A 9,644-nucleotide genomic window follows, 5' to 3' on the forward strand; every position below is an offset into this window, starting at 1 on the left:
AATTCTATCTCATAGGCTCCATCATCTTCAAGTCCGGTGTTCCAGCTCCTTGCGGCAGCCAGGCTTAGTATATGGTTCCCCGGTATTTCAAAGGCTCCGTCAAGCGCAAGAGCTGTGTTATGCTCTGCGTCAAATTCATCCTGCTTCCAGGATTCCCTGGAGACGGCAGATATTCCTATATAGCTGAAAGCTCCAAATTCCTTCACAGTTCTGAATATCCCGTAGTTGACCGCAGGAACCAGTATGAGAGTATCCTCCGAAACTCTTGCAGTGACCGCGTCCAGGAATCCGAATCTGAATCCACTGCCGAGCGAACCGGATATCTTGCCGCCGCCAATTATTGGAATCACATCTCCATTCGACGCGACAGCACCAATTCGACGAGAATAAAACATCATGAACGGCATTTCGAAGATATTCTGAGATTCCAGGAAAAAGGGTCGTTTTTCCCTCAGGAAAAGCTCAAAGTGGGACAGGTTCATCTCTACTGCGTCCGCTTCGATCTGACCGAAGTCGGGATTCACCGTGAAATCAGCCGCAATGCTGCTTCCTATCCCTAGCTTCATGTCGACACCTGCATTGAAAGTGTTGTCCCATTCATCCTGTTCTGAATCATTGATGGAACGCTCCGAAGCGTACGGTCTGATCTCCAGACCGAGTGATCCTTCGATACCTTCGATACCGTTCAGATCAGCGAAGGTTTCAAGATCGGCCATGGGGCCACCATCGGAAAGAACATACCATCCGTTCTCACGGGTTTTACCGAGTATCCTCTGGAAGTTGACTGTCCATGACTGGGCATCACTTGTCTGATCGAATCGAAGGCAGCTGAAGGGAATGGCAAATTCCGCGGTCCATCCCTCATCGGTAACCCGGGAACCGCTTTCCCAGACCGCATCCCAGCTGTAATCCCAGCGGCCATGTGGATTTATCTTGGAGTCCATCTGGGAATTGGCAAGGCTGATCTCGAAACTGGTTGCCTCCCTGCCGCCTCCCCAGGTATCAAGGAGAATAGCGATCCATTCACCTGTAACATAATTATCCCTGGGAGTAAGCGCGTTCATCATAGTGGTCGGATCGGGATCATTCATACTGAAGGCAAAATAGATATGACTATCGTTGTAGAGAATTGATATCTCGGTCTCTTCGGTCATTTCAGATCCGTACTCAGGGCCATACTGCATAAGTCTGCAGCAGACAGTCTCCGTCTGCAACCAGACAGAGTCATCAAGAACACCATCTATTGATGGACCATCCTGAATCCTGACCGCAGTTAAAGGTTGAGGAGTTGAAAGTGTTCCGATTAGCAGTAAAATTGATGCTAACATGATGCCTCCCTACACCGATTGAGTTTTGACTAATCATAACCCTTCGCGATCGCAGAAGTCAAATAACTTTCGTATGTTACTCTATATCAATGTTTTATGGATTTGTACCGAATGACGCATAACTCCGGCTCACGATCCCGGCGTTCCTTCTTGTGAATGATCGGAGGTTTACTGTCCGGCGGGTCCTGATGAAACGTGAAGAATTTCCATTAAGGGACTTATCCAGTTTTCCAGAAGTATTACATGATCCGAAGCGAAGTCTGCAGCTCTTGGACCTCCCCAGTAATCTTTTACGATCCAGATACTGTCATATTCATGCAGCAGACTGTCAATAACGAAATCTGCTCCGGTGCTTGGGGGTGTCAGATTTTCCGTATATGGATCATCCACTCCGAATACTGTTCTGGTAGTATTCTCATCACAGTAGTAATCCCAGATTAACCCTCCGGATTGTCCTCCAATAACGAGAACACTCTCACCGTGTTCAATTCTGTTCTCAACGAATTCAACTGCGGCGCGCCAGTCAGCTCTGTGATAGGGAAAACTGCTGATATTGTAATAGGGAGACAGCATTATAGCTGTTATGGCAAGAATCACAGGACCGGAACGCTTCCATCTATCAACCGCGGAAGCAATGGCGAAAGCGAGAGGAATCCAGAGTATTGTAAGGTGCCTGACGGTTGGATCTTCTTTCAGAAATATCAGAAAAGGAAGCACGAACACAAGCAGGAGCCAATTTCTGAATTTGCTGTTAAGAACATTTCGAAGGAACAGGTTTATCAAAAGCAATAACTGACCACATCCAAAGATGCACCAGAAGAATATCTGCTTCTTATCAACAAGAAACTGTCGACCAGCCTCAATAAGAAGACCTCCTGGAATTAGCCGTGCGAATACCGATGGTATCCGAATCAGAAAACGGTACTTCAGAACAGCGGCCATGTCCAACCCTGCTCTGCTCATTCTATCTGCTCTGAACGAAGCCTGTTTGATCAACAGTAAACAGAACGGTGAATAGAACAACAGGAACAGACAGATCAGAAGAACAAATCGACTGAATTTCAGCCGATCCTGGCGGGGTACCGTGAAGTAGAGTCCAAATCCCGCGATGATATACAAACCAAACAGATGCTGGATGATCATTCCGATAAGCGCGATGGGAAGAAGGGCAAACACAGCTCTCCTGTTTCCGCGCCATGCTCTGTCCGCGATATCAATGAAAAGGAACCCGAAAAAGGCTGTTATACCGTACAGCCATGCTTCCTGTCCGAGAGAGACCGCGAAGGGTGATACAGCCCATATCATTCCTGCCCAGAAGGCGGATTTCAAGTTTATTTTTCTTGAAATAAAAGCCATAAGCGGAATGGCGGCCAGAGCCGAAGCAAGAGCTGAAACCACCCTCAGCCCCGCTTCACTGTTTCCAAATATGACAGATGAAAGTTTGATGAACAGAAAAGCCAGCGGTGGATGTGGCGAACCTGCCGTAGACATCGTAATCAGATCAGTAATACTTCTGTCCATGAGTCCCGCGGCGTATGCTTCATCAACCCACAGGCTCTTTGAGCCGATACAAATGAAACGAAGCGCAAGACCTGCTGCAAAGACAATCAGATATGGTATCCAGCTGTTCTCTTTCATGTACTTCCGAAGTATGGTCCTGTCAGCAAACAGCATATTTACCTCATCGCGCAATTCATAATATCCATTTCAATCCAGGAAGGAAATACTCAACCTCTTATCTTAACAACTGAAATCCGAATTGGAAATGGCGGACTAAATAAATCTGCACCCGCCTCCGCATTCACCATACGCAGGACATTCTCCACAATCCGGCAGACTGTCCTTCCTGCGGAATTCCGCGACAGCCGGACTTTCAATCAGATTTTCAAAGGAAGATTCAAGAAGACTGCCCAGAATCCCAGGACTCTGTTCGCAGATCCGGAGCCCTCCTGAGGGATCAACAGCCCATTTCCTTTCTCCGCACACGCATGAGCCGAATTCAATTCCGGGATATCTTTCGTGCTGAAGCAGACAGTCCTCAACAGGAATTGACGCATACACAGTTATTCCGAGAGAGGAAGCTGCCTTGCTGGCAGCACTCAGGCTGTTATCAAGCTGCTGCAATGTTGGAATCAGATCAGGATTCCTGTGCCCCTCCCCGCCGGGGACAAATCTGTTCAGAGCAACTGCGTCCGCGGAGAAGGCAAAGGCAAGCTCGATGACTTTTCCAGCTTCGCCTTCATTCAGCGCAGTCATGATATGGGATACGATCAATCGGGCTCCAGCGCTCTTAACAGCAAGCATTGCCCGTTTTACTTTTGCGAATCCATCGAATCCTGTAAGTCTTTTGTAGCCCCCGAAGGATATGGAAGGAACTGAAATATCAAACCAGCTGACACCGGCATCAGCAAGTTTCTCTGCGGATTCCTTATCGAGCAGGATACCATTTGATACAACTCCAACTTTAATACCTCTCGATCTGAACAGCATTGCGATTGAAGAGAGATCCTCACGAAGAAGGGGTTCTCCTCCTGTCAAGGCAACGGAGACCGGATGAGCAGCCTCAATTGAATCTGCAAGAAGAGCAATCTTTGCCAATGGAAGTTCAACAGGACTTGAATAACCGCTGGATTTCCAGACATTATAGCAGAATCTGCATTTAAGATTGCATCGAGAAGTAACTTCGAAAACAATTATCGGATCAGCGAAGTGCAAGGTCTAGAACAGCTCCAGATCCAATAGCAGATCGTTCAGAGCGGGTAATCTGGTAATGGTGTGATGAAGATCGTTCTCCATTCTCATAAATGCGTCATAAGTTTCCTGATACTGACCATCGTAAGTTTCTCCGTTCTTTTCAATTTCAGCAAGTGAAGCAGTTCGGATGCTGTCGAAAGCTGTCTGAATCTCACTCACTTCTTCAGGCCATCGGGAAAACCATGCCGGAGATGAATAGAATAACCCTCTACTGATCATTTCAAGAACACAGTAAGTATCAATACATGATATCATGTTATCAAAGGCGGTTTTCATTTCTTCTCTGCTAATCAATCCGCATTCGCGAAGTTTGGTAACTGTATCGATTCTCGCTTCGATCTGAGGAAGCAGGCTATCGGTCTGTTCCGAAACAGGCGGCGGCATCATCCTGGTTAACAGCAGCTGTGATCCATACGACAGATAATCAAGTCGGTTATATGCAAGCATCTCAAGAAGAGAAAGCTCAACGGAATCTATGCCGGTCTCTTCCGAAACCATTCTGAGTTCCTGAAATGCTATATTCAGCTGGTTTCTTAACTTATTCACCCTTTCCGCATAATTGCTGTCAGAATAATCTCTATCACCCGGAGAAAAACTGTCAAGCTTTCTCCAAAGTATCTTGAAGGTCTGCCATTGCGGATTACTCCAAAGCGCGGAGGTTCTGGTAAATAATGTCTGCAGATTTGAATGGACTGGTGTGATTGAGTCATTCTGTCCGGTGTCATCATTATTGACGGTCTGCGAAGAAGCGGTAAATGAAGGAAGGAACCCGGAAGCGATCAGCACTCCGAACGCGGTTGGCAGATACTTGCGATGTCCTTTTCTGTTGTATGAATGGTTCATAATACCTCCATAGCTTAATTCAGGCGACAAATATCATTAGTCCGTATGTGGAAATATGTTCCAGGGTATTTGACCAAATCAGGCTGACTCGTAGATTCATTGAATACTGGCACTCGTAAGGAGTAAAACATGCCTGCTGAAATAAAACCCGTAATATCGAAAAAAGACCTGAATACTTTTGTGATGCTGCCCTACAGGCTGTATAAAGAAGACCCTCTCTGGATACCTCAGCTGATCATGCATGAAAAAGCTCAGTTCAATCCTGAAAAGAATCCGGCTTTCAATTACTGCAAGGTTCAGTTCTTTCTTGCCTGGCGCGACGGAAAACCTGTGGGCAGGATTGTTGCCATTGTCAACAGAAGATATGTGGAAAAGCTTAATCGCAGATGCGGAAGATTCGGGTGGTTCGAGTGTGAGGATAATCGCGAAACCGCGAACGCTCTCCTGAATGAAGCGGAGAAATGGCTTCTCGAGCAGGGAATGAATGAAATTTCCGGACCAATGGGATTTACGGATAACGATTCGACCGGTTTTCTTGTTGAGGGATACGAGGAATTACCTCCAATAGCTGGAAGTTATAATCCTCCATGGTACAACGATTTCATTGAATCCAGAGGATATATGAAAGAGGTTGACTACGTTGAGTACAGGATAACCGTTCCTGACTCCATGCCTGAAAGGATCAGGAGAATTGCGGACCTGATCAAAAAACGCGGTAAGGTCAAGGTTTTCAATGAAAAATCCACAAAGGTCCTTGCAAAAAAATGGGGTCATCAGATCTTCGATGTTCTGAATGAAACATACGCTGAGCTGTATGGCACAACTCTTCTCGATGAACAGGAGATCCAGTATTACATAAAAACATATCTCGGGCAGGTCGATCCCGAGTTCATAAAACTCGCTGCTCAAGATGACAGACTCGTGGGTTTCATAATAGCCATGCCGAATCTTTCCCGAGCTTTCCAGAAAGCAAAAGGTCACCTGTTCCCGACCGGGTTCATTCATCTGCTGAAGGAAATGAAGAGAAGTAACGTACTGGATTTCTATCTGGCCGGGATCAGAACCGAGTTCCAGGGACAGGGTATCGATGTGCTGCTATCCTACGAAATGGGATTAAGTGCTCTTGCCAGAGGTATAGAGTACGCGGAAAGCAATCATGAACTGGAAGACAATCTGAAGATCCAGGCTATGTGGAAACTCTATGAAAAACGCCTTCACCGCAGATCCCGCGTATACAACCTCCCCCTGGGGACGTAGCACACTTCTTCAACTTAGGTATAGTATCGGCGTTTTACTCGACGAAAATATAGTATAATTTATTCTGCGCAGGATTTCCCTCATTATCAAATCCCGGAGGGTAATATCCAAGTTGAATGACGGCTTCTCCTGAGAGTACTGCTTTGAAATTCCAGGTTTTAGTACCGCCGACGCCCATCATTCCCTCAGGATTCTCATCCTGCAGGTAGACCGGTTCTCCCGCTTGTTCAACAACAGTCGTTTCCTGTTCTATACCATCGCATTTCCACTGATATCCGGTTGTTGGATTTGCTTCAACTGTAATTGAGAAGCTATCCCCGGCAATTACGTGAATTGTGCTGTCAACAATCACTTCAGGCGCATCATCAACAACCGCGGTATCCAAGTGTACATTCTCACCATCATCAACAACCGGCTCTTCCGGCTTCGATTCATCACCATCATCTATCCCACAGCCCGTCACAAGCAGAACCGAAGCAACAATCAGAATCCATTTCATTTCATCCACCAATCCTTTTGTTCAATTATCAATGTAAACTGTTTTGCAGTTCATGAACTCCAGCATCCCGTTTCGAGACAATTCTCTTCCGAATCCTGATAATCCAACCCCTCCGAACGGAAGCCTAGGATCTGATCGAACGAATGCATTAACAAAGCAGGCTCCCGCTTCAAGCTTCAGCGCAATTCTCTCTCCTCTGGCAGTATCGGATGTAAACACAGATGCGCCAAGCCCGAAATGTGAACTGTTTGCAAGATCAATCGCTTCCTTTTCATCCTTTACCGGACAGACAGCCGCAACGGGGCCGAATGTTTCCTCATCGAAAACAGGCATACCTTTTCGGCAGTATCCCAGAACTGTAGGCGGGTAGAAGGCACCCTGCATCTCGGGGATTTCTCCTCCGGTCAGTACTTCAGCACCTTTTGCAATACTCTCTATCACCTGCTGATGAAGCTGATCTCTGAGATCGAATCTCGCCAGCGGTCCAAGAGATATTTCTACATCCAGCGGATTTCCTATCCTTCCGGAAGTCATCTCTTTCACAAGAAGCTTTATGAATTCATTGTAAACGCTTTCAATAACTATGAATCTTTTCGAGGCAATGCAGTTCTGTCCGGCATTGATCAGTCTTGAGAATGCGGAGATCCGAGCAGCGTGAATCAGATCAGCGTCCTCCAGAATAATCGCAGGATCGCTCCCGCCCAGCTCAAGAACGCACTTCTTAACCTCTGCCCCGGCAACCGCCGCAACAGCTCTTCCAGCTTGACCGCTTCCGGTGAGAGTAACAGCTTTTATTCTGTCATCGGCAATAACTCCCGCAGATACTTCAGGTACACTCTTCTCAGAGATAAGCAGAACTCCGGTAAGGCCAGGATGGAAACCCGCGTCCTGAAACAGCGTCTTTATCATCAGAGCACATCCCGTAACATTCGGTGAATGTTTCAGAATAAACGCGTTGCCTGCCATAACCGCCGGAGCCGCGAATCTGAATAACTGCCAGAATGGAAAATTCCATGGCATTACTGCAAATATTACTCCAAGAGGCTGATAGCAGATATAACTAAGACTTGCGTCGGTTTTAACGACCTCATTCTTCAGGAATTCCGCTCCGTTTTCAGCGTAGTATCTGCAGACCCATGCGCATTTCTCAGCTTCTGATACCCCTTGAGCAAGAGGCTTCCCCATCTCCATTGCCATGAGCCTGGCCAGATCAGCTTTTTTCGATTCAAGCAGTGCTGCCAGACGCATGAGAGCATCAGCACGATTCTGAAGGGAGGTTTCCTTCCAGTCCAGGAATGCACTGTGAGTACTACTGATGATGCCTTCAATCTCGATGGATGTATGTTCGCGCCATGATTCAATTATCTCTCCGGTACAGGGATTGATCGTTTCCAGTATACCATTTTCGGAAACAGCTTTTTTATTACTCACAGGATTCCTTTCATAAGCCTAGCAGGATTCAGAACTACCGTTTGTGCTAAACTATTCCAAAGTATGAAGAAAATCAAAGGTTATCTACAGCCCGCAAAAAATCACCAGCCTTCAGTTGACCGGAAAGGAGTTTTTCATAATAAACTTGCCACATTCGAATAAGTATAAACGGAGGTAGAAATGAAATACGGTCCATTCTGTTTTCTGATACTGTTCTTCACTGCTGGAATATCGGGAGCAGCAAACCTTGCATCAGTGGAATTTCTGGGATTTTCTGACGACGGAATGTTCGCAGCAATGGAACAGTACTGGATATCGGACGGAAGCGGCGCTCCGGGGGCTGAGCTTATTATCAAATCGGTGCCTGATGACAGTGTAATTCACAGATACAGAATCCTCTGGTCTGAGGAGCTTCTATATGCTGATGGCATGGAAAAGATTTTCTTTAATTCCGATAATCCGGCCAGAGACTCAATTCGTTCATTGTCACAGGCTCTTCTTGACAGCCTGGGAATTTCCTCTGGAAATACTGGCATCCACTGTATTCATCATCCTCTGACGGACAGAGATGCTGTGCCCGATAGAGTATCATTTGTAACATGGCTGGGAACATATTCATACACGGGCCCCGAATATATTCTTCAACTCCGTAATCATCAGGAGATGCCTGAATCCTCACCTGAGTGGCTGACGATGTTCGACTGTCCGGTTCTCCTTGAAATGATAATTACGGATCAATCCGGTGAGATGCTTCTGTTTCAGGAGGATTCTTCTCCCGAACCGGGATACGAATATGTATCGGAATACAGAATAAGAGACGTATACGTTGCAGAAGACAGTCTGACAGCGATTATCCTGAACACTGTTGAACCAGGTTTCGAGGGTGCTGACAGCAGATTCAGAATGATTACCGGAGTATTACGCTAACTTAAAAATATATTATATCTTTTCTCATTCTCAATCGTCGTTTCGGGACCATGCCCTGGATGAACAACAGTCTTTCCCGGAAGAACAAGAAGCTTCTCCCTGATCGAGGATATGAGCTCTTCAAGATTTCCTCCGGGAAGATCAGTTCTGCCTATTGATCCCTCAAATAGCGCATCACCTGTAAAGACATGCCCTGGTAGGTAAATGCTTATTCCCCCAGGTGAATGACCAGGGGTATGAATGATTTCAAGTTTCAGGTTACCAACTGCAAGAATCTCACCACCCTGGAGCAGACGCGTAGGTTCAGGAGAATCCTCAAATTCCATACCCCACATGTCGGCATGTTCCCGAGCTCTCTGAAGAAAAGGCAAACCGGAAGCATGCAGAAGAAGATCTGCGTCAGTCTCCCGCATCAGGTAAGCATTCCCTCCGACATGATCGAAATGCCCATGAGTATTGATGATAACAGCAGTAGTCAGCTTATTGTATTCGAGTCTTTCGAGTATCCTCGCCCCATGACCGCCCGGATCTATTACAGCAGCGGCGCCGGATACCGGACATCCGATGATGTAGCAGTTTACATCAATCGGTCCTGTTAGAATCCT

General features: G+C 46.5%; 9 protein-coding genes. 2 read left to right on the forward strand and 7 right to left on the reverse strand.

Features of this window, described 5'->3' with window-relative positions; translation table 11 throughout:
- The 4 genes from K8R76_00910 to K8R76_00925 all read right to left on the reverse strand — a co-directional run.
- Window positions 1–1,328: carbohydrate binding family 9 domain-containing protein (locus tag K8R76_00910; protein ID MCD4846732.1), on the reverse strand; the 1,328-nt coding region annotated here is incomplete at its 3' end.
- 168 nt (window positions 1,329–1,496) lie between these two features.
- Complete coding sequence (locus K8R76_00915; GenBank protein MCD4846733.1) at window positions 1,497–3,002, reverse strand: glycosyltransferase family 39 protein; 1,506 nt, start codon at window positions 3,000–3,002, stop codon at window positions 1,497–1,499.
- 99 nt (window positions 3,003–3,101) lie between these two features.
- The gene (locus K8R76_00920; protein MCD4846734.1) at window positions 3,102–4,043 is read right to left on the reverse strand and encodes a radical SAM protein; all 942 of its coding nucleotides are present in this window, start codon (window positions 4,041–4,043) and stop codon (window positions 3,102–3,104) included.
- Between the two features lie 3 nt (window positions 4,044–4,046).
- On the reverse strand, window positions 4,047–4,925 hold the full coding sequence (locus K8R76_00925; protein MCD4846735.1) for a hypothetical protein: 879 nt from the start codon (window positions 4,923–4,925) through the stop codon (window positions 4,047–4,049).
- A 129-nt stretch (window positions 4,926–5,054) separates the two neighbouring features.
- On the opposite strand from K8R76_00925, the gene K8R76_00930 reads away from it, so the two are divergent.
- Window positions 5,055–6,182: a hypothetical protein gene (locus K8R76_00930; protein ID MCD4846736.1), complete on the forward strand. Its 1,128-nt coding sequence runs from the start codon at window positions 5,055–5,057 to the stop codon at window positions 6,180–6,182.
- A 34-nt stretch (window positions 6,183–6,216) separates the two neighbouring features.
- Here K8R76_00930 and K8R76_00935 read toward each other — a convergent pair whose 3' ends face one another.
- Together K8R76_00935 and K8R76_00940 are read right to left on the reverse strand one after the other, a co-directional pair.
- Window positions 6,217–6,681, reverse strand: a complete 465-nt coding sequence (locus K8R76_00935) for a protease inhibitor I42 family protein (protein MCD4846737.1) — start codon at window positions 6,679–6,681, stop codon at window positions 6,217–6,219.
- Between the two features lie 21 nt (window positions 6,682–6,702).
- On the reverse strand, window positions 6,703–8,076 hold the full coding sequence (locus K8R76_00940) for an NAD-dependent succinate-semialdehyde dehydrogenase (protein ID MCD4846738.1): 1,374 nt from the start codon (window positions 8,074–8,076) through the stop codon (window positions 6,703–6,705).
- Window positions 8,077–8,292: 216 nt separating this feature from the next.
- Here K8R76_00940 and K8R76_00945 point away from each other — a divergent pair, with 216 nt between their 5' ends.
- Window positions 8,293–9,039, forward strand: coding sequence for a DUF2259 domain-containing protein (locus K8R76_00945; protein MCD4846739.1), 747 nt, complete (start codon window positions 8,293–8,295; stop codon window positions 9,037–9,039).
- Here the strand turns inward: K8R76_00945 and K8R76_00950 are convergent.
- Window positions 9,036–9,641 carry an MBL fold metallo-hydrolase gene (locus tag K8R76_00950; GenBank protein MCD4846740.1) on the reverse strand — a complete coding sequence of 202 codons (606 nt, stop codon included), beginning with the start codon at window positions 9,639–9,641 and terminating at the stop codon, window positions 9,036–9,038. The genes K8R76_00945 and K8R76_00950 overlap by 4 nt on opposite strands.
- Window positions 9,642–9,644 lie beyond the last annotated feature (3 nt).

Origin of the sequence: Candidatus Aegiribacteria sp. (assembly GCA_021108435.1) — a bacterium.
Classification (GTDB): domain Bacteria; phylum Fermentibacterota; class Fermentibacteria; order Fermentibacterales; family JCC-6; genus Aegiribacteria.

Excerpts from the sequence above, each read along its gene's own strand:
- K8R76_00915 (MCD4846733.1), bottom strand. The coding sequence starts at position 3,002 with ATGCTGTTTGCTGACAGGACCATACTTCGGAAGTACATGAAAGAGAAC.
- K8R76_00925 (MCD4846735.1), bottom strand. The coding sequence starts at position 4,925 with ATGAACCATTCATACAACAGAAAAGGACATCGCAAGTATCTGCCAACC.
- K8R76_00930 (MCD4846736.1), top strand. The coding sequence starts at position 5,055 with ATGCCTGCTGAAATAAAACCCGTAATATCGAAAAAAGACCTGAATACT.
- K8R76_00935 (MCD4846737.1), bottom strand. The coding sequence starts at position 6,681 with ATGAAATGGATTCTGATTGTTGCTTCGGTTCTGCTTGTGACGGGCTGT.
- K8R76_00945 (MCD4846739.1), top strand. The coding sequence starts at position 8,293 with ATGAAATACGGTCCATTCTGTTTTCTGATACTGTTCTTCACTGCTGGA.